Here is a 21,665-nt window from a genome sequence, read left to right as displayed (position 1 = left end):
TAGTACACCCGGCCCGCGCGGCGAAACCGCGAGCGTGGCCGGCTGTTGCACCTCGGGCAGCGGAACCCCTGCGGCCAGCGCGCCCGGTATAGCGCCCGGTAGCACCTCGCCTCCGTGCCGTAGCGCCGGATGAACTGCGCCATCGACAACCCCGACTGGAACTGCACTTGGTTCATGGCCATGCCGGTTCTCCGCCTCGTAACATGGCACTGAGCCTCCGCCGCGCACGTCTCACATCACGCGACAGTCGGCTGAGCGTCGTCGCTAATCAGGTCCTTTCAAGAAACTCGACAACATCCGACATATGCATTCCCCCCGACTGTTGTTGGCTTGGTCAGCGTCTCGGGGAACACTGCCTCGCTGGCGCCATGCGCCAGCGAGGCCATTCCGGTTCAAGCACGCTGTTCGTGGTAGTACTCGTCTTCGTCGTTGATCCCGGGAACAAGCAAACACCTTACCTGTGCAGGAACCAACAAGCAGCATACATTCTGTGCCCCCACCAGCGCAGTCAGCCGTTCTTGGTCCTTGGCCAGCACAGCCTCCTTGATATCCTGATCGAGCTGGCTATGGACCAGCATGCGTTGCATGTCCCCGGCGGAAGCATAGCGCAAGCTGGCGTTCTGCCCGACGTTCTCAAGAAAATCGATGATGTTCGACATGGCGTATCTCCCGGAATAGTCAATGGATTGGAATGGCGCGACTGGCCTGATTGCGGGGTGGAAGGGTTTACCCCGCAGCGAGGCTTCAAACCGCGCCGATTCATCCTAGGGACGACGCCAACGGCAACTTGCCGACTCGTTCACAAAACGCCGGCATCCTGCTTGATTTCCACCTTGTCCAGCGCGTCCAGCCGCGCGCGCATTTCCAGGTCGGGCTGCAGCGGGCCGACCGGCGGCAGCACCACAGTGTCTTCCATGCCGACTTCCGCCTGCGGCAGCTCGGCCAGCCGGATCCGGCGGATCCGCGGCTGCTGGATCGGCAAGGTGGCGCCGCGGTAGATGGTGATCTCGTGGTTCAGCGGGTAGTCGCGCGAGAGCACCTCGACCAGCAGTTCGCGGTAGGCCGGGCCGGTAGAGAAGCGCGCCAGCGACTGGTCGCCGACCAGGCCCACCTGCCACAGCACCAGGTAGGCGGCCGGGTCGATCCTGCGTTTGTAGAACAGCAGCTGGCTGGCCTCGAAGTGCTGGCAGCCGTAGCGGCCCGGGTCGATGCCGAGGTCGGCGTAGAGGCAGTCCTCGGCCGAGATGCCCGGTTCCATGTGCGCCTCGTAGCCTTCGCTGCGGGCGACCTCGATCGACTTGTGCGGTGCCCAGGCGAACACGCCGGGATGGCCGTAGAACACGCCGCACACCCGCTTGCCCGCACGCACCTCGGTGAGGATCGCCTCGACCATCTCGCGGTAGGTCTGCATGCGCGACTTGCCCTCGCGGTAGTACGGCTGCAGGCTGCGCACGTCCGCATGCATCTTGTGCAACCACATCTCGACGATGCCGTCGGAGAGCCCGGCGAACACCACGTCGGCCTGCTCGATGTAGCTGCGCGCCAGCGGGCCGAGGTGCGAGCCCAGGGTCATGCCCAGGCCCACGCAGACCAGGCTGCCGGGTGAAGGTGCTGCATCCATGGTGGGTCGCTCGTCTTGACGGGAAGCGGCATTATTCACCCGCCCCGGACGGCGGCGCCAGTTCAGTGGTTCGGTGCCGGATCGGCCTTCGCCGGAAACGCCTCCATCAGCGGCTTGATCAGGTCCAGCGGCAGCGGGAACACGATGGTCGATGACTTGCCGTTGTTGGACATGTCGGCCAGCGTCTGCAGGTAGCGCAGCTGCAGCGCCTGCGGTTGCTGCGACAGCATCGCGGCGGCATCGCGCAGCTTCTCGGCGGCCTGCATCTCGCCCTCGGCGTGAATCACCTTGGCGCGGCGTTCGCGCTCGGCCTCGGCCTGGCGGGCGATCGCGCGCACCATGGTTTCGTTGAGGTCGACGTCCTTGATCTCCACGTTGGCAACCTTGATCCCCCACGGGTCGGTGGCCTCGTCGAGGATGGTCTGCAAGGTGTGGTTGATCGAATCGCGCTGCGACAGGATCTCGTCCAGCTCGTGCTGGCCCAGCACCGAGCGCAGCCGGGTCTGCGCCAGCTGGCTGGTGGCCTGCAGGAAGTTCTCCACCTGCAGCACGGATTTGTCGGGCTCCACCACGCGGAAGTAGACCACCGCGTTCACGCGCACCGAGACGTTGTCGCGCGAGATCACGTCCTGCGGCGGCACGTCCATTACGGTCACGCGCAGGTCGACGCGGATCATCCGCTGCACGAACGGCACCAGCAGCACCAGCCCGGGCCCCTTGGTGCCGGTGTAGCGGCCCAGCGTCAGCACCACGCCGCGCTGGTACTCCGGCAGGATCTTCACCGCGGAGAACAGCAGCAACGCGCCGAGGATTACCAGAACACCGACGAATCCGAACATGATCATCTCCAGCCTTTCATGAAATGGCCGCACCGGCTCATGCCGGCTCGACCTGCAACAGCAAGCCTTGCCGCGACACCACGCGCACCCGCGCGCCGGCCGGCAAGGCGGTATCGCAACGCACGCGCCAGCGCTCGCCGCGCACCAGCATCCAGGCCTCGCCGCCGGCGCTCACCGGCTCCAGCAGTTCGCCGGTATCCATCAGCATCGCCGCATCGCCGGTAACCGGATGGGCGCGGCGCGAACGGAACACCAGCCACACGATCAGGGCCAGCAGCCCCGCCGCGCACACCGCGATGCCGGCAATCACGCCGAGATTGACGCCATAGCCCGGCACCCCGGTGTTCATCAGCATCACCGAGCCCGTCACGAACGACACCAGCCCGCCGACGCCGAACGCACCCACGCTGGGGTTGGCCGCCTCGGCCACCAGCAGGCCGACGCCCAGCGCCATCAGCGCCAGCCCGGCGTAGTTCACCGGCAGCAGCTGCAGCGCGTACAGGCCGACCAGCAGGCAGATGCCGCCGGCGATGCCGGGCAGCATCGCGCCTGGATGCATCGCTTCCAGCGCCAGCCCGAAGATGCCGGCCAGCAGCAGCAGGTAGGCGATGGTGGGGTTGGTGATGATCGCCAGGAAGCGCGTGCGCGCACCGGGCGCGTACTCGCGCACGAACGCACCCTTGAGCTGCAGCGTGACGTCGCGCTCACCCACACGTACCTTGCGTCCGTCCGCCCTGGCCAGCAGCTCGGCCACGTCCGCCGCCACGAAATCGATCACCTGCTGCTGGGCGGCCTCGCTGGCGGTCAGCGTAGCCGCGCCGCGCACGGCCTGCTCGGCCCAGGCCGCGTTGCGCCCGCGCAACTGCGCCAGCGAGCGGATGTAGGCGATCGCATCGTTCATGGCCTTGTGCGATTCCGCATCGTCGGCAGCCGTCTGGTCATCCGCCGTCGTGGTGGCCGACGCCGGCTGCCGGCCGGCCTTCGGCAGCGGCATGGGCCTGCCGCCGCCCAGCGCCACCGGCGTCGCCGCGCCCAGGTGGGTAGCCGGCGCCATCGCGGCGATCTGCCCCGCATACAGGATGTAAGTGCCGGCCGAAGCGGCCCGGGCACCGGCGGGAGCGACGTACACCAGCACCGGCACCTTGCTGGCCAGCATGCCGGCGATGATCTGCCGCATCGAATCGGCCAGCCCGCCGGGCGTATCCAGGCGCAGCACGATCGCCGCCGCGCCATCGGCGACGGCGCGTTTCGAGGCGTCGTCGAAGTATTCGGCGGCAGCCGGACCGATCGGACCGTCCAGGGCGATCTGCGCCACCATCGGCCGGGCCACGGGTTGGCCGATCGCCGCCGCCAGCACCGTGAGCGCCGGCAGCATGCAGCAGAACATGATCCATGCCACCCTCGACCCGCGCTTCATCGGACCCGCCTCCCGCCGATTCGTCATCGACGCAGCCATCCTAGCGCGGACGGCGCGCAAACTCGTCAATCGCAACTTCCGACAGCCCTTCCAAGGAAACCGTCATGCCAAAAATCGATATAGCTACCGTCCCGGAACGCAAGGGCTCCGGCTATCCGCCGCCTTATGCAGCGTTCGCCGGCGAACGCCGCAAGCAGGCGCTGGGCGACGCCGGCGGCCTGACCGACTTCGGCGTCAACCTCACCCACTTGCCGGCCGGTGCCTGGTCCAGCCAGCGCCACTGGCATTCGCACGAGGACGAATTCGTCTACGTGCTGGCGGGCGAGCTGGTGCTGGTCAGCGACGCCGGCGAACAGTTGCTGCGCGCCGGCGACTGTGCGGCGTTTCCGCGCAACGTCGCCGACGGCCATCACCTGACCAATCGCAGCGCGGGGATGGCCGTCTACCTGGAGGTCGGCTCGCGCTCGAACGAGGACACCTGCACCTATCCCGACATCGACCTGCATCTGGAACGCGGCGCGGACCGTTTCTCGCACAAGGACGGAACACCCTACGCCTGAACTCCAGCGCTGTCGTCCTGCAGCGGCCATTCTGCCAGCACCTGGTAGTCCGGCTGACCAACCACGCCGTGAACCAGCGCGAACCGTTCGACCGGCCATGTCACGGGCGTGATCGGCGTGCTGGCCAGCCGCGCGCCCTGGCTGTAGGCAATGGTGACATGCGGGGTGAAGTGGCGTGCGACATGGCGCCCCTGCCCGGCCAGCACGAGCGCACGGCGCAGGTCATGCCACAGGCGTTGCAGCGGCTCCGGCACGTGCGCGCTGCGCAGGACGCACGGCGGCTGCCGGCCCTGGAAGCTGGCCGCCTCGCGCAGCACCCAGGCGAACGGCGCCATGTGCACGCCGCCTGCGGCAGCCAGCGCCGCGTCGACCACATCCTGCCGCAACAGCGCATGGTCGCCCAGAAAATGCAGCGTGGCGTGGTAGCGCGCAGGGTTCACCCAGCGCGCACGCAGGTCCGGCCGGCCGGCCTTGAGCACGGCCGCTGCCTGTGCCAGCCGCGCACGCGTCGCCGCATCCGGCAGCAACGCGAGGAACAGGCGATGCATCGGCACGGATCCGCCTGCGTCGCCGCCGAGCAGATCGGCCTGCAACGGGCCGGGGGAATGCGTTCGCGTGGTCATGGCGCGTGCCGGGCGTGAAAGGCGTGGCCGGGCGGAATCGACATCCTGCCCGCGTGGCCGACGAGGATGCCACAGCAGGCTCACCGCGGCGTCAATGCATCGCCGGCGGTTTCACTCGACGCCGTCCGCGCCCCACAATGCCTCCATGCCCACCGCCAGCTGCAGCTCATCGAGGTCGACCACCGCGCTGACCGCATGGGCCGGCTCGTCGCCGCGCCGGCGTATCGGCACGCCGACGCGCAGACCGTCCCGGGTGGTGATCGAGGCCACCTTCGGCATGTGCCCGGTCGCGCCGCGCTGGGTGACCACGGCGATGCTGCCGTTGTACAGGCGCACACCGGTGCCGGGGGGATACACGCCCAGCGCCTTGATGAACCGCGCCGCCAGATGCTCGTCTATGGTCGCGCCTTCGTTCAGGAACAGCCAGCGCAGCGCCACATTCGGCGGCATCGCCGGGCGCGAATCGCGACAGGCCACCCGTGCGCAGTACACGTCCGCCAGGGACAGCAGCTGGGCCGGCAGGCCGATCGCGTCGCCCGCCTTGCCGGCGGGATAGCCACTGCCGTCGGGGCGCTCGTGGTGATCCTGCACGATGTCCAGCCACAGGGCATCGGTCACCCCGTGCCCGCGCAGCAGCGCGACGCTGCGTTCGCAATGGCCACGGACCGCGGCCCGCTGTGCGTCGGTGAGCGGCCCGCCCTGGGCCTGCAACTGCTGCTGCAGCTGGAACATGCCGATATTCATCGTCAACGCCGCCGCCGTCGTCGCCGCCAGCTCCGCCGGAGCCAGCTGCATCGCCGCTCCCGCGATCTGGCAGGCAACCGCCACGTTGACGGCGTGGCGGATGCTGTAGAGGCCCTCGCGGCGCATCAGGATCGAGGCCAGCGCCACGTCCGCGTTCAGCCTGCAGGCGCGCCGCAGCATGCCGGCCATGCGCGACACCTGCGCCGGAAAATCCGCCGGCGACGGCGCGTCGAGCAGTGCCTGCAGATGCCGTCGGACCGCGAGCACCAGCGCCAGCGGTGAGGCCCTGGCTGGCTCCTTCGCGGAAACGCCGGGGCGCGCGTCCGCCATCAGCGCCTGCCGCATCAGCTTCTCGATCTGCCCGTCGCTGGTGATCACGTGCCCCTCGCACAGCAGCAACGTGCCCTTGCCGTCGTAGGCATTGCAGGGCAACGGCTGGCCCACCTGCAGTTCCGACGGGTGGATAAGGCGCCTGGGCACATCGAACCTCGCGAACCGACCGGAAAGCCGTCGGACGGGGCGATTGCCTGGCGGCGCCGCCCCGAACCCCATCGTTCCCGCAGTGCGCCCCCGCACACCGCCCGCTGGCCCCGCGGTCCCGTACATGGCAGATCGGCCGGGCGCACGGAAACTTGAGCCGAAGACCGGTTACCCCCAACCGGCGCAGATCCGCGCCGGTTCCCGCGGAGCCATCAGCCGCCGGCGGTGTTCGCCGCGGTCGGCGCGACCGGCAGCGTCTGGCCGGTCAGCGCCGTGCGGATCGCACGCAGCTTGGCCTTGATCTTCGCCTCGTTGGCCGGCCCCACACGCAACAGCAGCTTCTGCCCGGTCGAGCGCGCTTCCAGTGCGGGATCGACGTAGACGTAGAACGCCTTCGAACGCACCACGGCCAGCGGCGTGGCCGGCTCCGGCGCGGCCAGCAGGTCGTCGATCGCCACCACCAGGCGATCGTTGAAATAGCCCGTCGGATAACCCAGCTGCCGATAGGCCTGCTGGAACAGTGGATAGGCGTGCACGTACCAGGCCACCAGCGCCTGCGGATCGACGGCGTCGACGACCTGCATATACGGCGTATAGCGTGCGTAGTTCCGTTCACCAAGCAGCGTGGCGCCGCCGGCCTCGTCGACCGCGAAAGCGCCCTTCGGCACCCGCGCCGGCAGCGTGAACGCGGCCAGCCCGTCGTGGCGCGGCAGCGCATCGACGGTCGCCACGAGACGGGCAATGATCTGCTGTGGCACCAGCAACGCGGACACGTCGCCACCACCCAGCGCAGCGAGCGCGGCGGCCACGCCAGCGTCGCTGTCGTCCAGCGCCGGCAAGGCGCTGGTCGATGCCGTTGCGGGCGCGATCTGCGCCTGTTCGATCGGATGCCGGATCGCCGGCTCGACCGGCGGCGCGGCAGCCGATGCCGAGCTTGCCGGTACCGCCGGCGGTGGTGCACCGGCGTGCATGGCCTTGCGCGCGAGATAGGCCCCCGCCCCCACGACGGCCGCCACCACGACCACCGCCACGATCCAGCCGCCTGTCGATGTCTGCTTGCCCACGATGACTCCCTTGCGTCGAGTGTCCGTTTTTGACTGGCCTGTGCGCGATTCGTTCATCACGGCTGTTCGCGCCGGCACGACTTACCCTAGCAGCTGGCCGGACCGGCGCTGCCGCCGCGGCCGGCGATAACAACCAGGTCACGCCGCGACAACGCCACAAACGCTAAACGATGAACCGCGCAAACCCGCCTCGCCCATGCGGATACCCCGGGCCGATCGGCGCCATCCGCGCGGCGGGCGCCATGCCGGAGGTGGAGGTACGCCCCATGAAAACCCGATGCGTATTCAGCACGCCCGACCTGACCGCGGCACGCGCCGCGATGGCGGCGGCCCGCGCCGCCGGCGTCGACGACGGCGACATCTCGCTGGTCGCCCGCGAGGACATCGAGCTGGAGAAGATCCCCGACCACCTGATGCAGGGCCGCAACGATTTCTACCCCGCCGCCGTGCGCGGCGGCGTCTGCGGCGGCGGTACCGGCCTGCTGCTCGGGCTGGCCGCGGCCGCCGTGCCACCGCTGGGCGTGACGCTGGCCGGTGCCGCGGCGATGACCGTCGCCGGCGCCGCGTTCGGCACCTGCATCGGCGAGATGGTCGGCTTCGAGGTGCCCGACGTGGTCAGCCGCCGGTTCAAGGACGAGATCGCCGCCGGCCGCATCCTGGTGGTGATCGACGCCAGCAAGGACCAGCTCGGCGTGGCCGAGCCCGCCGTGGCGCGCACCGGCGCCACGCCGCTGCCGTTCCACGCGCATACCGTGCTGACCTGACAATCCGCTCAAGCCTTCAGCCGGTAGCCGCTGCGGAAGATCCACCACACTGCGGCCAGGCAGATCGCGAGAAACACCAGGGTCATGCCCACGCTGACGCCCACGCCGACGTCGGCGACGCCGTAGAAACTCCAGCGGAAACCGCTGATCAGGTACACCACCGGATTGAACAGGGTGACCTTCTGCCAGAACGGCGGCAGCATGTGGATCGAATAGAAGCTGCCGCCGAGGAAGGTCAGCGGCGTCACCACCAGCAGCGGCACCAGCTGCAGCTTCTCGAAGTTGTCCGCCCAGATGCCGATGATGAAGCCGAACAGGCTGAAGGTCGCCGCGGTGAGCAGCAGGAACGTCAGCATCCACAGCGGATGCCCGATCTGGAACGGCACGAACAGCCGCGCGGTGACCAGGATGATCAGGCCCAGGATGACCGACTTGCTCGCCGCCGCACCGACGTAGCCGGCGACGATCTCGAATGGCGACACCGGCGCCGACAGGATCTCGTAGATCGTGCCGACGAACTTCGGGAAGTAGATGCCGAACGACGCGTTGGAGATGCTCTGCGTCAGCAGCGACAGCATGATCAGCCCCGGCACGATGAACGCGCCGTAGCTGACTCCGTCGATCCCTTTCATGTGCGAGCCGATCGCCGCACCGAACACCACGAAGTACAGCGAGGTGGAGATCACCGGCGAGACGATGCTCTGCAGCAGGGTGCGCCAGGCGCGCGCCATCTCGAAGCGGTAGATCGCGCGGATCGCGTAGATGTTCATGCGCGTTCCCTCAGCAGGCTGACGAAGATGTCCTCCAGCGAACTCTGCCGGGTCTGCAGGTCCTTGAAGTCGATGCCCGCCTCGCCGAGCCGGCGCAGCAACACGTCGATGCCGGTGTGCTCGCCCTGCGCGTCGAAGGTGTAGACAAGCTGCCGTCCACCGGCCGACAGTTTCAGCGGGTAGCCGGCCAGCGCGGCGGGAATGCTTTCCAGCGGACTCTGCAGGTGCAGGGTCAGCTGCTTGCGGCCGAGCTTGGCCATCAGCTCGGCCTTGTCCTCGACCAGGATCAGCTCGCCCTTGTGGATCACCCCGATCCGGTCGGCCATCTCCTCGGCCTCCTCGATGTAATGGGTGGTCAGGATGATGGTGACGCCGCTGGCGCGCAGCGCGCGCACCATCGCCCACATGTCGCGGCGCAGTTCCACGTCGACGCCCGCGGTAGGCTCGTCCAGGAACAGGATCTGCGGCTCGTGCGACAGCGCCTTGGCGATCATCACGCGCCGCTTCATGCCGCCGGACAAAGTGATCAGCCTGTCGTTGCGCTTCTCCCACAGCGAGAGGTCCTTCAGCACTTTCTCGATGTGCGCCGGGTTCGCCGCCTTGCCGAACAGGCCGCGGCTGAAGCTGACCGTGTTCCACACCGTCTCGAACGCGTCGGTGGTCAGCTCCTGCGGCACCAGGCCGATCTTCGTGCGTGCCGCGCGGTAGTCCCGCACGACGTCGTGGCCGTCGGCCAGCACGCTGCCCTCGCTGGGGTTGACGATGCCGCAGATGATGCTGATCAGGGTGGTCTTGCCGGCGCCATTGGGACCGAGCAGGGCGAAGATCTCGCCGCGGCGGATCTCCAGGTCGATCCGCTTCAGCGCCTGGAATCCGGAGGCGTAGGTCTTGCCGAGCTGGCGAACGGTGATGATCGGCTGCATGCGATCTCCTGGGGAACGGATCGGCCGCGCGGAGCGTCGATGGTATGCCATGTCGCCGTTGGCATGTCGTCGCCGCGCCGCTCGACGCAGCGGCCACCGTGTTGCTAAGGTCACCAGCGTGCCCGGAACACCTCATGAACTCGATCGAAGTAGCGTTGGCCATGCTGCTGGCCGTGGTCGGCAGCGGCTACCTGGTCCGCATGCTGCCGTTCTCGCTGCCGCTGCCGCTGGTGCAGATCGGGCTGGGCGCGGTGATCGCCGGCGTGTTCAAGCACGGCGTGGCGCTCGACCCGGACATCTTCTTCCTGCTGTTCCTGCCGCCGCTGCTGTTCCTCGACGGCTGGCGCATCCCCAAGGACGGCCTGCTGCGCGACCGCGGCGCGATCCTGGCGCTGGCGCTGGGCCTGGTGGTGGCCACCGTGCTCGGCGCCGGCTTCCTGATCCACTGGCTGATCCCGGCGATGCCGCTGGCGGTGGCGTTCGCGCTGGCGGCGATCGTGTCGCCGACCGATCCGGTGGCAGTGTCGTCGATCACCGCGCGCGTGCCGATCCCGAGGCGGCTGATGCACATCCTCGAAGGCGAATCGCTGCTCAACGACGCCACCGGCCTGGTCTGCTTCCGCTTCGCCGTGGCGGCGGCGGTGACCGGCGGGTTTTCGCTGCTGTCCGCGTCGCTGACCTTCCTGTGGGTGGCGCTGGTCGGGCTCGGCGTCGGCGTGGCGTTCACCGTGGCGGTGAGCTTCGCGCAGCGCTGGCTGTCGCGGCACTTCGGCCAGGAGGCCGGCTCGCCGATCCTGATCAGCCTGCTGATCCCGTTCGGTGCCTACCTGCTCGCCGAGCAGGTGCATGCTTCCGGCATCCTCGCCGCGGTCGCGGCGGGCATCACCATGAGCTACGTCGAACTCAGCGGCCGCCTGCTGGCGACCACGCGGGTGCAGCGCACGGCGGTATGGAACACGGTGCAGTTCGCCCTGAACGGCATCATGTTCGTGCTGCTGGGCGAGCAGTTGCCCGCCAGCCTGCAGGGCGCAGTGGCGTCGGTGGCGCAGAGCGGCCATCGCAACCCGTGGTGGCTGCTGGTGTACGCGCTGGCGATCAACGTCGGGCTGGCGCTGCTGCGCCTGGCCTGGGCCTGGATCTCGCTGCGCCTGAACGTGCTCAAGGCGCGCCATCGCGGCCACCCCGTGAGCCGGTTGCACTGGCGCTTGCTGCTGGCCACCTCGCTGGCCGGCGTGCGCGGCGCGATCACCCTGGCCGGCGTGATGACGCTGCCGCTGCTGCTGCCCGACGGCACGCCCTTCCCCGCGCGCGAACTGGCGATCTTCCTCGCCACCGCGGTGATCCTGCTGTCGTTGCTGGCTGCCAGCATCGGCCTGCCGCCGCTGCTGAAGGGGCTGGAATTGCCGCCGGAACCGGCGGTGCAGCGCGAAGAAAACCTGGCCCGCCGCGCCGCCGCCACCGCGGCGATCGCCGCCGTCGAGAAGACCCAGCACGAACTGCTGGAAAGGGCTCCGGCCAGCGAAGTCGACACCTACACCAGCGCAGCCACCCGGGTGATCGCGCTGTACCAGCACTGGCTGGACGAGGACGCCTCCGGAGAGGACGAGGCGCGGCAGCTGCGCAAGGCCGACGCCGCTGAACGCGAGCTGCGCCTGGCCGCGCTGCAGGGCCAGCGCGAGGCGATCTTCGAACTGGCCCGCCACTACCAGATCTCCGACGAGGTCTCGCGCCGGCTGGTGCGCGAGATCGACCTGCAGGAAGCGCGTTACCGCTAGACCACGCGCGAGGGTTCCGCGATCCTTCGTCCTGTCCACGCCACGCACGAGCCACGGAGCCCGACCATGCACCTGTTGCACCGGCTGCTGACCACCGCGGCCCTGGCCATTGCCTGGCCCGCTGCCGCCGCCAGCCTGCCGAACCGGCCGGTGCCGGCGCTGGACCTGCACCGCTACGCCGGCCAGTGGCACGAGATCGCGCGCCTGCCGATGTACTTCGAGCGCAAGTGTCTGGACGCCGTCGTCGCCACCTACACGCCGACCCCCGACGGCACCGTCCACGTCCACAACACCTGCCGCACCAGCAAGGGCCGGATGTCCGTCGATGGCGTGGCGCGGATGAAGGACGACCAGCCGGCGGCGCTGGAAGTGCGCTTCGCGCCCGCCTGGCTGACCTGGCTGCCGATGGCATGGGCCGACTACTGGGTGATCGAGGTGGACGCCAACTACCGGTGGGCCGTGATCGGCAGCCCCGGGCGCAAGCACCTGTGGATACTCTCGCGCCGTCCCGCGATGGATCGCGCGCTGTTCCAGACCCTCAAGGAACACTCGCGCCAGCGCGGCTACGCGGTCGACCAGCTGATCATGACCGCGCCGCTGGATTGATCGCCGGACGCATCACGAAAAACCGGCGAACGCAGCCCGCGCCTCAGTCGAGCGGAAAGATCGCCGCTGGCGCCAGCCCGAGCCCCAGGCCCACGATCAGGCGCAGGCGCGCCTTGAGCGGCGACAGGTTGCCCACCGGCAAGCGCGCGCCGCACATCAGCGCGAACAGCTAGGCGGTTTCCTCCAGCGTGTCGGTGCTCTGGCTGATCACCACGCCGTCCGGCGGCTGCGCACCGGCGGCGAGCGCCTCGACGCGCTCGACCAGCTGCAGCACGTTGGCCAGCGACATCGCGCGGCTCGGCACGGTAAGCGCGTCGGTCGCGGTGACTTCGATCCCCGCTGGCAGCCGCACCCCCGCCAGCAGTTCGGCGGCATGGCCCGTCGGACGAAAACGGCCGACCACGTCGGCGTGGCCGGCAATCGTTCCCCCGCAGACAATCAGTGTCACTCGGCGCATGTCCCACCCTGTCAGGCATTGGCGGAGCACACCATCACGCAGCGCCCCGCTTGCAGAAGCCGCACAGGTAACCCGACAAGCAGGCCTTGTCAAAGAGTGCACCGGCGCGTGGCGAAGCTCCCGCGCAGACGGCCGGCCACTTCACCTTGCCCCGCAGGCCTGGCCCGCAGCCCAGCTTCTGCACGATCCAGCTGACCCCGACGATGCGCCAGCCGTGGCTGCCGCGCACCAGGCTGAAGCCGTCGATGCCGCAAGGGGACAGCTTGCCGTCGCAGTGGAAATCGCAGGCGCCAGACCCGGGCGAGGTTGCCCTGCACTGTCACCTGCGCAGCCCGGATGCGCTCGCGGAACGCTTCCTTGCGCTTGCCCAGCGCCTCCAGGTAGCCGCGGTCCGGCTCGATCCTCACCCGGCCGTCGGGCCGCACCATCACGAAACGGGCGCCGGGCAGGATCAGCCGGCGCGAGGCGCCCACGTCATGCCCGGCCCTCGCCGCGAACAACGCGTCGACCGCGCCGAACGCTTCGCGCGGCGAGGTGCCGGAGGTGTCTTTCGCCGGCACGTTGGTTGCCGCCGGCCAGCATCGTGAAGGCGGCGCCCAGCGTCGCAAGGGTGATCACCCGCAGGTTCACGCCGGGGCCTCGGCGGCTTCGGCGGCTATCGCCATCCTGTCGCCGGTGCGCCGGCAACGCCATGACCGGCGCCAGGGCCAAAACACGGGATCGGCCTGGACATCATTTGCCCTCGCGTGAGCCGTGCCGCGCCACCATGAGCGATGCGGCGCCAGCGGCCCGTGTCGGAAGCCTTTCGATGAAAATAGCTTGCAATTGAATTGCGCACTATGTAAATTGCTCAACCATGAGCTCCCCCCGCACATCGCCGACGCCTGCCGCGGACTCCACGCCCCGGCTGGACGCGCAGCTGTGCTTCGCCCTGTACTCGGCCGGCCTGGCGATGAACAAGGTCTACCGCAAGCTGCTCAAGCCGCTGGATCTCACCTACCCGCAATACCTGGCAATGATGGTGCTGTGGGAGCACGAAAGCCTCAGCGTGTCGGAAATCGGCGAGCGGCTGTTCCTCGACTCGGCCACGCTCACCCCGCTGCTGAAGCGGCTGGAGACGGCGGGATGGGTGACGCGGCTGCGCTCGCGCGACGACGAGCGCCATGTAGTGGTCTCGCTGACCGCGCGCGGCAAGGCGCTGCAGGCGAAGGCCGGCAAGGTGCAGGAGTCGGTGTTCTGCGCCACCCGCTGCACGCCGGACCAGTTGCTGCACCTGAAGCGGGAATTGCAGGCACTTCGCGGCAAGCTGTCCGATGCCGCCTGACTCGCGCAGCTCATTTGTGCAGAAACATAGCGCGCTATTTCATAGCCAGCTATGCATATCGGAATACCCCGCAACCCCCAAGTAAGGAGACACACCATGTCCATTGAAAAAGTCCTGTATCGCTCCAAGGCCACGGCCACCGGCGGCCGCGACGGCCGCGCGACCTCGTCCGACAACGTGCTCGACGTCCGGCTGACCACGCCGAAGGAACTCGGCGGCGCCGGCGGCGACGGCACCAACCCGGAACAGCTGTTCGCCGCCGGCTACTCGGCCTGCTTCCTCGGCGCGATGAAGTTCGTGGCGGCCCAGCAGAAGCTGCAACTGCCGGCCGATACCCGGGTGACCGGCCAAGTCGGCATCGGCCCGATCCCCACCGGCTTCGGCATCGAGGTCGAACTGACCATCTCGATCCCCGGCCTGCCTCGGGCCGAGGCCGAAGCGCTGGTGCAGAAGGCGCATATCGTGTGTCCATACTCCAACGCCACCCGCAACAACATCGACGTCACGCTGACCATCGCCTGAGCGCCCGCGCCTTGGCCGGCCGCCAGGGCCGGCCAAGGCGCGAACGACTGCCGCGCGTGGTGCCGGGGCACGTAGACATTTCCCGCGCGGATTCCGGATAAGCTTCGAACCGGCATCACCGCCCCCGGCATCACGCTCGAACAGATACGCATGAACCAACCGCCTTCCCCGCCGGAGCCGGGCGCCGGCCTCACCTTCAGCAGCGTGATGGATCTCCTGCTCGACGCGATCTGCGTGGTGGACGTCCAGGGCCGCTACCTCTTCGTCAGCGCCGCCTTCGAGCACATCTTCGGCTACGCGCCGGAAGAGGTCATCGGGCGGCCGATGATCGGGCTGGTCCATCCCGATGACCGCGAGCGCACCCTGCAGGCGGCGGACGAGATCATGGCTGGCCAGCCCAAGCCGCATTTCCAGAACCGCTACGTGCGCAAGGACGGCCGGGTCATCCACATCATGTGGTCGGCGCGCTGGTCGGAGGCAGATCGCGTGCGGATCGCGGTGGCGCGCGACGTCACCGAGCTCAAGCACGCCGAGCGGATGCAGGCGGCCCTGCATGCCATTTCCGAGGCGGCGCACTCGGCGGAGGACCTGCTGGCGCTGTTCCGGCACATCCACCGCATCGTCGGCGAACTGCTGCCGGCCAACAATTTCTTCGTGGCCCTGTACGACGCGGACAAGGACGAGCTGAGCTTCCCCTACTTCGTCGACGAACACGACCCGCCACCGCCGACGCAGAGCCTGGATTCCGGCACGCTCAGCAGCGAGGTGATCCGCAGCGGACAGGCGCTGCTGCTGACGCCGGAGACCCGGATAGAACTGCCGCCGCGGGTGCGCCCGATCGTCGGCCGCGATTCGCTGGAGTGGCTCGGCGTGCCGCTCGGCGGGCCGCAGGGCGTGATCGGCGCGCTGGTGGTGCAGAGCTATTCCGGCGAGCTGCGCTACAACGAGCAGGACAAGGCGCTGCTGCAGTTCGTCTCCACCCAGATCGCCGCGGCGATCGAACGCAAGAAGAGCGCGACCCGGCTGCAATACCTGGCCCAACACGACCAGCTCACCAGCCTGCCGAACCGCGGCCTGTTCCACGACCGGCTGCGCACCGCGCTGGCCAGGGCCCGCCGCGACCGGCAGCAGCTGGCCGTGCTGTACCTCGACCTGGACCGGTTCAAGCCGGTCAACGACCACCATGGCCACGACGTCGGCGACCTGCTGCTGCGCGAGGTGGCGGCACGCATCCGCCACTGCGTGCGCGAATCGGACACGGTCGGCCGCATCGGCGGCGACGAATTCGTGGTGCTGCTCAACGACGCCGGCCACGCCGATCATGCGGTCGCGGTCGCCGCCAAGATCGGCGCCGCCCTGCGGCAGCCGTTCGAGCTGGCCGGCGGCCGGCTGCAGGTATCGGCGAGCATCGGCATCGCGCACTATCCGACCCACGGCGAGGACGCCAGGCAGCTGCTGCGGCGCGCCGACGACGCGATGTACGACGCCAAGCGGCAGGGCGGCGACCAGGCGCGGATAAGCGGCACGCCATAGCAATCCGCGGCGCTCGCCGGTAGCCGCCGGTTCCGCCCTGCTGCTAGGCTCATGCGCGCACCACGGCCGCGGCGGCGTCACCCGCGCGCCCGCGCCGTTTCCCCGCCACCGAAGCGAAGGTTGAGCTGCCATGACGCGCCATGTCCACGGCTGAGTCCGCCGGCGGCACCGCCTTCGCGCTGGTGCAGGCGGGCAAGCGCTACGGCAGGCTGCAGGCGCTCGAACCGGTCAGCCTGGCGTTCGCCGCCGGCACCACCACCGCGCTGATCGGCAGCAGCGGCTCGGGCAAATCCACCGTACTGCGCCTGCTGCTCGGCCTGGAGTGGCCGGACCACGGCCACGTCGAGATCGACGGTCGCCCCCTGCAGCGCGCCGACGTACTGCCGCTGCGCCGGCGGGTCGGCTACGTGATCCAGGACGGCGGCCTTTTCCCGCACCTGACCGCGCTGGGCAACCTGGCCCTGCTGCCGCGCCACCTCGGCTGGAATCGCGAGCGGATCCGCCAGCGCGCGGAGCAGCTCGCCGCGCTGACTCACCTGCCATCGGGCGTGCTGGAGCGCTATCCGGCCGAACTGTCCGGCGGCCAGCGCCAGCGCGTGGCGCTGATGCGCGCGTTGATGGCCGATCCCGACGCGCTGCTGCTGGACGAGCCGCTGGGCGCGCTCGATCCGGTGGTGCGCCACGAGCTGCAGGACGAGCTGAAGCAGATCTTCGACCAGCTCGGCAAGACGGTGATCGTGGTCACCCACGATCTCGCCGAAGCGGCGTGGTTCGCCGAACGGCTGGTGCTGCTGCGCCAGGGCGCCGTGCTGCAGGACGGGACGTTCCGCGACCTGCGCGAGCACCCCGCCGATGCCTTCGTCAACCGCTTCGTCGCGGCGCAGCGGCGCCTGCCGGAGGCTCCGTGATGCGCCGCCTGCCGCCTGCATCGATGCTGCTGGGCGTTTGCCTGCTGCTGGGCGCCTGCCTGCTGCCCTCGCCGACGCAGGCTGCACCGGTGCGGATCGGCTCCAAGCAGTTCACCGAGTCGGTGATCCTCGGCGAACTGGCGCTGGCCGGCGCGCGCGAGGCCGGCGTCGAGGCGGTGCATCGGCGCGAACTGGGCGGCACCCGCATCCTGTGGCGCGCCCTGCTCGACGGCGAAATCGACGCCTACCCCGAGTACACCGGCACGCTTACCCAGGAACTGCTGAAAGGCCTGCCGGCGAACGCGGATATCGCCAGCTTGCGCGCGCAACTGAAACCCCTGGGCATCGGCATCACCGACTCGCTCGGCTTCAGCGACAGCTATGCAATCGGCATGCGCAGCGATGTCGCCGCGCGGCTGGGCATCGCCGACATTTCCGACCTGCTGCAGCACCCCGGCCTGCGCTTCGGCTTCTCCAACGAGTTCATGGATCGCGGCGACGGCTGGCCCGGCCTGCGCCAACGCTACGGCCTGCCGCAGGCGAACGTGAGCGGCCTCGACCACGCGCTGTCGTACCGCGCGTTGGCCAGCGGCGCGGTCGACGCGATCGACCTTTACAGCACCGACGCGGAAATCCCCTACTACCACCTGCGCACGCTGCGCGACGATCGCGATTACTTTCCACGCTACGACGCGGTCTACCTGTACCGCCTGGCGCTGGAGCAGAGCGCGCCGGCCTTCGTCGGCGTGCTGCACAAGCTCGTCGGCAGCATCGACGAAGACGCGATGCGCGCGATGAACGCGCGGGTGAAGCTGCGCGGCGTGAAGGAAAACGTGGTGGCCGCCGATTTCCTCGGCATCCACGCGGACGGCCACGACGGCGGGCTATGGCCGCACCTGCTCCAGCGCAGCGTCGAACACGTCAAGCTGGTGGCGATCTCGCTGGGGCTGGCGATACTGCTGGCGATCCCGCTGGGCATCCTGGCGGCCCGGCGGCGGCGTCTCGGCCAGTGGTTGATCGGCCTGACCGGCGTGCTGCAGACGGTGCCGTCGCTGGCGATGTTCGTGTTCATGATCCCGCTGCTCGGCATCGGCACCTGGCCGGCGATCGCCGCGCTGTTCCTGTACAGCCTGCTGCCGATCGTGCGCAACACGCATGCCGGCCTGGTCGGCATTGCGCCGGAATTGCGCGAATCCGCCGCCGCGCTGGGCCTGCCGCCCGGCGTGCGGCTGCGCCGGGTGGAACTGCCGTTGGCGCTGCGCTCGATCCTGGCCGGCATCAAGACCGCGGCGGTGATCAACGTGGGCACCGCCACGCTGGCGGCGCTGATCGGCGCCGGCGGCTACGGCCAGCCGATCCTCACCGGCATCCGGCTGGACGACGTGGGCCTGATCCTGCAGGGCGCCGTGCCGGCCGCCGTGCTGGCGCTGCTGGTGCAGGGCCTGTTCGAACTGGTCGAGCGCCGGCTGACGCCGCGCGGACTGCGGCTCGAAGCGCGCCAATAGGTCCGCCTCAGGCCTTCCTCAGGAAACACACCTTCAGCACCAGGCCCTTGATCTTGTCCGAGCTGCCTTCGATGTGCTCATCGTCGCCGTCGACCAGACGGATGTTGCGGATCAGCGTGCCCTGCTTCAGCGGGATCGACGACCCCTTCACCTTCAGGTCCTTGATCACGCTCACCGTGTCGCCGCTGTTGAGCACGTTGCCGTTGACGTCGCGCACCACCAGCGCGGCATCGCCCGCATGCACACTCGCCGCGATCGGCCACTCGTGACCGCAGTCGGCGCACACGTAGTTGTCGCCGTCCGGATAGGTGTTCTCCATCGCGCACAGCGGGCAGGCGGGGATGTCGGACATCGGTCGATCCTGGTTGTTCAATCAATGGGCCGCCGATTATACGGGGCATGCGGCGCGCATCCGGCTGCAGTCGCGAGAGTCGCCGACTCGATTATCCTGAACATCCCCTCGCCGAGGTATCCGTCATGTACCGTTCCCTGCTGCTGTTGCTGGCGCTCGCCATGTCCGCATCCGTTTGCGTCGCCGCCGCGCCGGAGGAAGCCGCCATGGCCGGGCTTCCCCATGTCGCGTTCCCGGCGCCGCACCGCGTGGCCTCCGGGCGGCTGCAGGCCAGCGACATCCCCACGCTGAAGCGCGCCGGCATCCGCCAGGTGATCGACCTCAGCCTGGACAGCGAGACGCCCGACTTCGACGAAGCCGCCGCAATGCGCGCGGCCGGCATCGGCTACCACAACCTGCCGATCCGCGGCGCCGCCGACCTGAGCCGCGCCCGGGTCGTGCAGTTCGACCGCCTGCTGCGCGACGCCGGCGACCAGCCGACCCTGGTGCATTGCGCCAGCGGCAACCGGGTGGGCGCGATGATCGCCCTGCGCGCCGTGCTGCTCGGCGGCCAGTCGACCGACGCTGCGCTGGCGGAAGGCCATCGCTGGGGCCTGCAGGGTCTGGAACCGGCGGTGCGCGAGCGGCTGCAAGCATGGTCGAGCGGCGCCACGGACGTACCGGTGCCGCCCGCACACTGAAGCGGCGCCACGCTGGCGCGAAAGCCGCTGGGCAAGTGGGGTACCATGCGCGCCACCCAAGCTGCGCACGGCACGGCCCTGGACCCGATCCCCGCTTCGCCGCCCGTTTCCACGCCGCTGCCGCTGCGCGCGGTGTTGCTGATGCTGGCCAGCGCCAGTTTCTTCGCGCTGATGGCGGTGACGATCCGTTTCGCCTCCGCCCAGTTGCACCCGTTCCAGATCACCTTCTTCCGCAGCACGTTCGGCGCGCTGTTCGCGCTGCCGCTGCTGCACCCGCACGGCTGGCAGCTGCTGCGCACGCCGCGACTCGGTTTCTACGTGATGCGTTGCGTGCTCGGCATGGGCGGCATGCTGGCCGGCTTCTGGGCGATCGTGAACCTGCCGCTGGCCGAGGCGGTGGCGCTGTCGTACTCCTCGCCGCTGTTCGTCACCATCGGCGCGGTGATCTTTCTCGGCGAAATCGTGCGCCGGCGCCGCTGGAGCGCGGTGGTGGCCGGCTTCATCGGCGTGCTGGTGATCGTACGGCCCGGCAGCGCGGCATTCACCGCCGGCAGCCTGGTCGCCCTGCTGGCGGCGGCGCTGACCGGCGCGGTGACGATCAGCATCAAGTCGCTGACCGGCAGCGAGCCGGCCGACCGCATCGTGCTGCTGACCACGCTGCTGTGGGTGCCGCTGTCGCTGCCCGCCGCGCTGGCCACGTGGCAATGGCCGCATGCCGGGATCTGGCCGTGGCTGGTGCTGTCCGGCGCGCTCGGCACCAGCGGCCACTGGTGCTGGACGCGCGCGCTGCGGCTGGCCGATGCCTCGCTGCTGGCGCCGTTCAGCTACCTGCAGTTGCTGATCGTGGCGGTGCTGGCCTGGTGGATCTTCGACGAACGGGTGGATCGCTACACGGCAGCGGGCGCGGCCATCATCATCGGCGCCAGCCTGTATATCGCCCACCGCGAACACAGCCTGGCACGCCAGCGGCGCCGCGAACGGCGCGCCACGAACGCCGGGCCCCAGATCTGACGGCGCCGCCCGGCGCCGCTCATTCCTCGTCGGACCATGCCGGCAGCTCCGGCAGGTTGGCCATTTCCGCCAGCAGGTCGACCGGCTCGGGCACGGCGGCCAGCGCCAGCGGCCAGCGGCCGACCACCTCGTACCTGCACTGGCCGAAGAAACTGCGGATCAGCACGAACTCGGACACGCGCCACTGGATCGCCGCGACCGACTCCTCGATGGCATCGACGGCATGCCCGTGCAGCATGGCCACGTGCGGCAGGAAGCTGGACACGCCGCTGACTTGCAGGCCCGCGCGAAGCTGCGCCGCGGCCACCGCCTTGCGCAGCTCCAGCGCCGCCGCGGTGGTGAGGCCATCCGCGCACAGCACGAACGGGAACTGCCCGTCACGGGCGCTGAAGCGCATCGCCGAATCCAGCGTGGCCACGAAACTCTGCGCGCGCACTTCGCCGGCCGCGGCCAGCAGTGCGTCTTCCAGCGGCTGGCGCAGCCGTTCGGGCTTGCCCATCGGGCACAACGTCAGGTGCAGGCTGTCGACACCGACCGGCGAGCCGCTGACCCGGTGCGACTTGCGGAAACGCTCGCCCACGCCGGCGATCGCGCTGCGTGCCTGTTCATCCGGCAGCAACGCGAAGAAATAGCTGATGCCGGCGGCGAGTTCGAACGGATTCGATGAAATGGAAATGACTGCCGCCTCCATGCTTCGCACCAGTAGCCGGTGGCCCCCGCAGCTTGCGGACTGCCGGTAACAGGATCCGAGCTTGCCGCTTGTCGGCGGGACGCACAAGTACCCGCCCCGCCGGTCCGTTCAGCGCAGCTGGCTGTCCTTGCTGCCGCGGCGGTTGTACAGGCTGGCGCTGCGCTGCTCCGCGTCCTGCGCCTGCTGGCAGGTCACGCACAGACGCACGCCGGGCACGGCCTGGCGCCGTGCCGCGGGGATCGGCGCGTCGCACTCCTCGCAGCGCTCCAGACCCGGACCCTGGCGCAATTGCTGGCGCGCGCGCTGCACGCCGTCGTTGACCGTGGCGTCGATCTGGTCCTGCACGGCGCCGTCGCCGGCCCAACCGGTTGCCATGGGAAATCTCCGAAGGTTTGGCGGTATGCGCTTGTCTCGGCAAGGATTTGGGTGCGTCGAAGCAGCGTTTCAAGCCGTTGCGGCGGGCCGCTGCCGGCGGCCACCCGAGGCGCCGCCGGTG

General features: G+C 69.4%; 26 protein-coding genes. 11 read left to right on the top strand and 15 right to left on the bottom strand.

The features are described from left to right. The 5 genes from RHOOR87_RS20050 to RHOOR87_RS0116930 all read right to left on the bottom strand — a co-directional run. On the bottom strand, window positions 1-182 hold a 182-nt coding region (locus tag RHOOR87_RS20050; RefSeq protein ID WP_027485711.1), incomplete at its 3' end, for a transposase. Window positions 183-392: 210 nt separating this feature from the next. Then, a complete protein-coding gene (locus tag RHOOR87_RS0116945; protein ID WP_007509202.1) occupies window positions 393-659 on the bottom strand; it encodes a hypothetical protein in 267 nt (88 codons plus the stop codon). A gap of 140 nt (window positions 660-799) precedes the next feature. Beyond that, window positions 800-1,621 (bottom strand): SAM-dependent methyltransferase, encoded by an 822-nt coding sequence (locus RHOOR87_RS0116940; RefSeq protein ID WP_196806995.1) that lies wholly within the window; start codon window positions 1,619-1,621, stop codon window positions 800-802. Between the two features lie 62 nt (window positions 1,622-1,683). Then, complete coding sequence (locus RHOOR87_RS0116935; RefSeq protein ID WP_027485709.1) at window positions 1,684-2,460, bottom strand: slipin family protein; 777 nt, start codon at window positions 2,458-2,460, stop codon at window positions 1,684-1,686. A 37-nt stretch (window positions 2,461-2,497) separates the two neighbouring features. After that, window positions 2,498-3,877: a nodulation protein NfeD gene (locus RHOOR87_RS0116930; protein ID WP_027485708.1), complete on the bottom strand. Its 1,380-nt coding sequence runs from the start codon at window positions 3,875-3,877 to the stop codon at window positions 2,498-2,500. 104 nt (window positions 3,878-3,981) lie between these two features. On the opposite strand from RHOOR87_RS0116930, the gene RHOOR87_RS0116925 reads away from it, so the two are divergent. Continuing rightward, window positions 3,982-4,437 carry a cupin domain-containing protein gene (locus tag RHOOR87_RS0116925; RefSeq protein ID WP_027485707.1) on the top strand — a complete coding sequence of 152 codons (456 nt, stop codon included), beginning with the start codon at window positions 3,982-3,984 and terminating at the stop codon, window positions 4,435-4,437. On the opposite strand, the gene RHOOR87_RS0116920 is transcribed toward RHOOR87_RS0116925, so the two are convergent. The 3 genes from RHOOR87_RS0116920 to RHOOR87_RS0116910 form a co-directional block, all read right to left on the bottom strand. After that, window positions 4,428-5,060, bottom strand: a complete 633-nt coding sequence (locus RHOOR87_RS0116920; RefSeq protein WP_027485706.1) for a 2'-5' RNA ligase family protein — start codon at window positions 5,058-5,060, stop codon at window positions 4,428-4,430. The two genes, RHOOR87_RS0116925 and RHOOR87_RS0116920, sit on opposite strands and share 10 nt — an antisense overlap. A gap of 111 nt (window positions 5,061-5,171) precedes the next feature. Then, complete coding sequence (locus RHOOR87_RS0116915; protein WP_027485705.1) at window positions 5,172-6,284, bottom strand: HD domain-containing phosphohydrolase; 1,113 nt, start codon at window positions 6,282-6,284, stop codon at window positions 5,172-5,174. A 212-nt stretch (window positions 6,285-6,496) separates the two neighbouring features. Beyond that, window positions 6,497-7,348 carry a DUF3014 domain-containing protein gene (locus RHOOR87_RS0116910; protein ID WP_027485704.1) on the bottom strand — a complete coding sequence of 284 codons (852 nt, stop codon included), beginning with the start codon at window positions 7,346-7,348 and terminating at the stop codon, window positions 6,497-6,499. Between the two features lie 266 nt (window positions 7,349-7,614). Here RHOOR87_RS0116910 and RHOOR87_RS0116905 point away from each other — a divergent pair, with 266 nt between their 5' ends. Then, complete coding sequence (locus RHOOR87_RS0116905; RefSeq protein WP_027485703.1) at window positions 7,615-8,112, top strand: hypothetical protein; 498 nt, start codon at window positions 7,615-7,617, stop codon at window positions 8,110-8,112. 8 nt (window positions 8,113-8,120) lie between these two features. Here the strand turns inward: RHOOR87_RS0116905 and RHOOR87_RS0116900 are convergent, their stop codons facing one another. Both RHOOR87_RS0116900 and RHOOR87_RS0116895 read right to left on the bottom strand, forming a co-directional pair. Then, window positions 8,121-8,882: an ABC transporter permease gene (locus RHOOR87_RS0116900; RefSeq protein WP_027485702.1), complete on the bottom strand. Its 762-nt coding sequence runs from the start codon at window positions 8,880-8,882 to the stop codon at window positions 8,121-8,123. Beyond that, window positions 8,879-9,805, bottom strand: a complete 927-nt coding sequence (locus RHOOR87_RS0116895; protein WP_027485701.1) for an ABC transporter ATP-binding protein — start codon at window positions 9,803-9,805, stop codon at window positions 8,879-8,881. The genes RHOOR87_RS0116900 and RHOOR87_RS0116895 overlap by 4 nt, the downstream gene beginning before the upstream one ends. Window positions 9,806-9,939: 134 nt before the next feature. On the opposite strand from RHOOR87_RS0116895, the gene RHOOR87_RS0116890 reads away from it, so the two are divergent. Together RHOOR87_RS0116890 and RHOOR87_RS0116885 are read left to right on the top strand one after the other, a co-directional pair. Beyond that, window positions 9,940-11,580 carry a Na+/H+ antiporter gene (locus tag RHOOR87_RS0116890; protein ID WP_007509227.1) on the top strand — a complete coding sequence of 547 codons (1,641 nt, stop codon included), beginning with the start codon at window positions 9,940-9,942 and terminating at the stop codon, window positions 11,578-11,580. Window positions 11,581-11,646: 66 nt separating this feature from the next. Continuing rightward, window positions 11,647-12,186 carry a lipocalin family protein gene (locus RHOOR87_RS0116885; protein WP_027485700.1) on the top strand — a complete coding sequence of 180 codons (540 nt, stop codon included), beginning with the start codon at window positions 11,647-11,649 and terminating at the stop codon, window positions 12,184-12,186. A 169-nt stretch (window positions 12,187-12,355) separates the two neighbouring features. Here RHOOR87_RS0116885 and RHOOR87_RS0116875 read toward each other — a convergent pair whose 3' ends face one another. Beyond that, window positions 12,356-12,643, bottom strand: coding sequence for an asparaginase domain-containing protein (locus tag RHOOR87_RS0116875; protein WP_027485699.1), 288 nt, complete (start codon window positions 12,641-12,643; stop codon window positions 12,356-12,358). Window positions 12,644-12,732: 89 nt separating this feature from the next. Beyond that, entirely contained in the window at window positions 12,733-13,203 is a 471-nt protein-coding gene (locus tag RHOOR87_RS0116870; protein ID WP_027485698.1) for a hypothetical protein, read from the bottom strand. A gap of 296 nt (window positions 13,204-13,499) precedes the next feature. Here RHOOR87_RS0116870 and RHOOR87_RS0116865 point away from each other — a divergent pair, with 296 nt between their 5' ends. The 5 genes from RHOOR87_RS0116865 (at window position 13,500) to RHOOR87_RS0116845 (ending at window position 18,435) form a co-directional block, all read left to right on the top strand. Next, window positions 13,500-13,967: a MarR family transcriptional regulator gene (locus tag RHOOR87_RS0116865; RefSeq protein ID WP_027485697.1), complete on the top strand. Its 468-nt coding sequence runs from the start codon at window positions 13,500-13,502 to the stop codon at window positions 13,965-13,967. A 96-nt stretch (window positions 13,968-14,063) separates the two neighbouring features. Next, window positions 14,064-14,489, top strand: a complete 426-nt coding sequence (locus RHOOR87_RS0116860; protein WP_015448116.1) for an organic hydroperoxide resistance protein — start codon at window positions 14,064-14,066, stop codon at window positions 14,487-14,489. 150 nt (window positions 14,490-14,639) lie between these two features. Next, window positions 14,640-16,022, top strand: coding sequence for a GGDEF domain-containing protein (locus RHOOR87_RS0116855; protein ID WP_043795817.1), 1,383 nt, complete (start codon window positions 14,640-14,642; stop codon window positions 16,020-16,022). A 140-nt stretch (window positions 16,023-16,162) separates the two neighbouring features. Then, complete coding sequence (locus tag RHOOR87_RS0116850) at window positions 16,163-16,930, top strand: ATP-binding cassette domain-containing protein (protein ID WP_027485695.1); 768 nt, start codon at window positions 16,163-16,165, stop codon at window positions 16,928-16,930. Next, window positions 16,927-18,435 carry a glycine betaine ABC transporter substrate-binding protein gene (locus tag RHOOR87_RS0116845; protein ID WP_027485694.1) on the top strand — a complete coding sequence of 503 codons (1,509 nt, stop codon included), beginning with the start codon at window positions 16,927-16,929 and terminating at the stop codon, window positions 18,433-18,435. The genes RHOOR87_RS0116850 and RHOOR87_RS0116845 overlap by 4 nt, the downstream gene beginning before the upstream one ends. A gap of 7 nt (window positions 18,436-18,442) precedes the next feature. On the opposite strand, the gene RHOOR87_RS0116840 is transcribed toward RHOOR87_RS0116845, so the two are convergent. Continuing rightward, the gene (locus RHOOR87_RS0116840) at window positions 18,443-18,787 is read right to left on the bottom strand and encodes a zinc ribbon domain-containing protein YjdM (protein ID WP_027485693.1); all 345 of its coding nucleotides are present in this window, start codon (window positions 18,785-18,787) and stop codon (window positions 18,443-18,445) included. Window positions 18,788-18,912: 125 nt separating this feature from the next. Here RHOOR87_RS0116840 and RHOOR87_RS0116835 point away from each other — a divergent pair, with 125 nt between their 5' ends. Next, window positions 18,913-19,467 (top strand): sulfur transferase domain-containing protein, encoded by a 555-nt coding sequence (locus RHOOR87_RS0116835; RefSeq protein WP_007509248.1) that lies wholly within the window; start codon window positions 18,913-18,915, stop codon window positions 19,465-19,467. 45 nt (window positions 19,468-19,512) lie between these two features. Next, on the top strand, window positions 19,513-20,478 hold the full coding sequence (locus tag RHOOR87_RS0116830; protein WP_027485692.1) for a DMT family transporter: 966 nt from the start codon (window positions 19,513-19,515) through the stop codon (window positions 20,476-20,478). 19 nt (window positions 20,479-20,497) lie between these two features. Here the strand turns inward: RHOOR87_RS0116830 and RHOOR87_RS0116825 are convergent, their stop codons facing one another. Further along, entirely contained in the window at window positions 20,498-21,169 is a 672-nt protein-coding gene (locus RHOOR87_RS0116825; RefSeq protein ID WP_027485691.1) for a 2'-5' RNA ligase, read from the bottom strand. A gap of 108 nt (window positions 21,170-21,277) precedes the next feature. Further along, a complete protein-coding gene (locus tag RHOOR87_RS0116820) occupies window positions 21,278-21,544 on the bottom strand; it encodes a DksA/TraR family C4-type zinc finger protein (protein WP_007509256.1) in 267 nt (88 codons plus the stop codon). Window positions 21,545-21,665 lie beyond the last annotated feature (121 nt).

This window comes from Rhodanobacter sp. OR87, assembly GCF_000473345.1.
In the GTDB taxonomy this organism is placed as follows: Bacteria; Pseudomonadota; Gammaproteobacteria; order Xanthomonadales; family Rhodanobacteraceae; genus Rhodanobacter; species Rhodanobacter denitrificans.
The sequence above is the reverse complement of the archived record's forward strand: the minus strand, read 5'-3'. Positions and strand labels throughout refer to the sequence as shown.

Coding starts and splice junctions, on each gene's coding strand:
- RHOOR87_RS0116905 (WP_027485703.1), top strand. CDS start 7,615: ATGAAAACCCGATGCGTATTCAGCACGCCCGACCTGACCGCGGCACGC.
- RHOOR87_RS0116820 (WP_007509256.1), bottom strand. CDS start 21,544: ATGGCAACCGGTTGGGCCGGCGACGGCGCCGTGCAGGACCAGATCGAC.
- RHOOR87_RS0116935 (WP_027485709.1), bottom strand. CDS start 2,460: ATGTTCGGATTCGTCGGTGTTCTGGTAATCCTCGGCGCGTTGCTGCTG.
- RHOOR87_RS0116925 (WP_027485707.1), top strand. CDS start 3,982: ATGCCAAAAATCGATATAGCTACCGTCCCGGAACGCAAGGGCTCCGGC.
- RHOOR87_RS0116885 (WP_027485700.1), top strand. CDS start 11,647: ATGCACCTGTTGCACCGGCTGCTGACCACCGCGGCCCTGGCCATTGCC.
- RHOOR87_RS0116945 (WP_007509202.1), bottom strand. CDS start 659: ATGTCGAACATCATCGATTTTCTTGAGAACGTCGGGCAGAACGCCAGC.
- RHOOR87_RS0116840 (WP_027485693.1), bottom strand. CDS start 18,787: ATGTCCGACATCCCCGCCTGCCCGCTGTGCGCGATGGAGAACACCTAT.
- RHOOR87_RS0116900 (WP_027485702.1), bottom strand. CDS start 8,882: ATGAACATCTACGCGATCCGCGCGATCTACCGCTTCGAGATGGCGCGC.
- RHOOR87_RS0116825 (WP_027485691.1), bottom strand. CDS start 21,169: ATGGAGGCGGCAGTCATTTCCATTTCATCGAATCCGTTCGAACTCGCC.
- RHOOR87_RS0116865 (WP_027485697.1), top strand. CDS start 13,500: ATGAGCTCCCCCCGCACATCGCCGACGCCTGCCGCGGACTCCACGCCC.
- RHOOR87_RS0116860 (WP_015448116.1), top strand. CDS start 14,064: ATGTCCATTGAAAAAGTCCTGTATCGCTCCAAGGCCACGGCCACCGGC.
- RHOOR87_RS0116890 (WP_007509227.1), top strand. CDS start 9,940: ATGAACTCGATCGAAGTAGCGTTGGCCATGCTGCTGGCCGTGGTCGGC.
- RHOOR87_RS0116835 (WP_007509248.1), top strand. CDS start 18,913: ATGTACCGTTCCCTGCTGCTGTTGCTGGCGCTCGCCATGTCCGCATCC.
- RHOOR87_RS0116875 (WP_027485699.1), bottom strand. CDS start 12,643: ATGCGCCGAGTGACACTGATTGTCTGCGGGGGAACGATTGCCGGCCAC.
- RHOOR87_RS0116895 (WP_027485701.1), bottom strand. CDS start 9,805: ATGCAGCCGATCATCACCGTTCGCCAGCTCGGCAAGACCTACGCCTCC.
- RHOOR87_RS0116930 (WP_027485708.1), bottom strand. CDS start 3,877: ATGAAGCGCGGGTCGAGGGTGGCATGGATCATGTTCTGCTGCATGCTG.
- RHOOR87_RS0116940 (WP_196806995.1), bottom strand. CDS start 1,621: ATGGATGCAGCACCTTCACCCGGCAGCCTGGTCTGCGTGGGCCTGGGC.
- RHOOR87_RS0116855 (WP_043795817.1), top strand. CDS start 14,640: ATGAACCAACCGCCTTCCCCGCCGGAGCCGGGCGCCGGCCTCACCTTC.
- RHOOR87_RS0116850 (WP_027485695.1), top strand. CDS start 16,163: ATGTCCACGGCTGAGTCCGCCGGCGGCACCGCCTTCGCGCTGGTGCAG.
- RHOOR87_RS0116920 (WP_027485706.1), bottom strand. CDS start 5,060: ATGACCACGCGAACGCATTCCCCCGGCCCGTTGCAGGCCGATCTGCTC.
- RHOOR87_RS0116830 (WP_027485692.1), top strand. CDS start 19,513: ATGCGCGCCACCCAAGCTGCGCACGGCACGGCCCTGGACCCGATCCCC.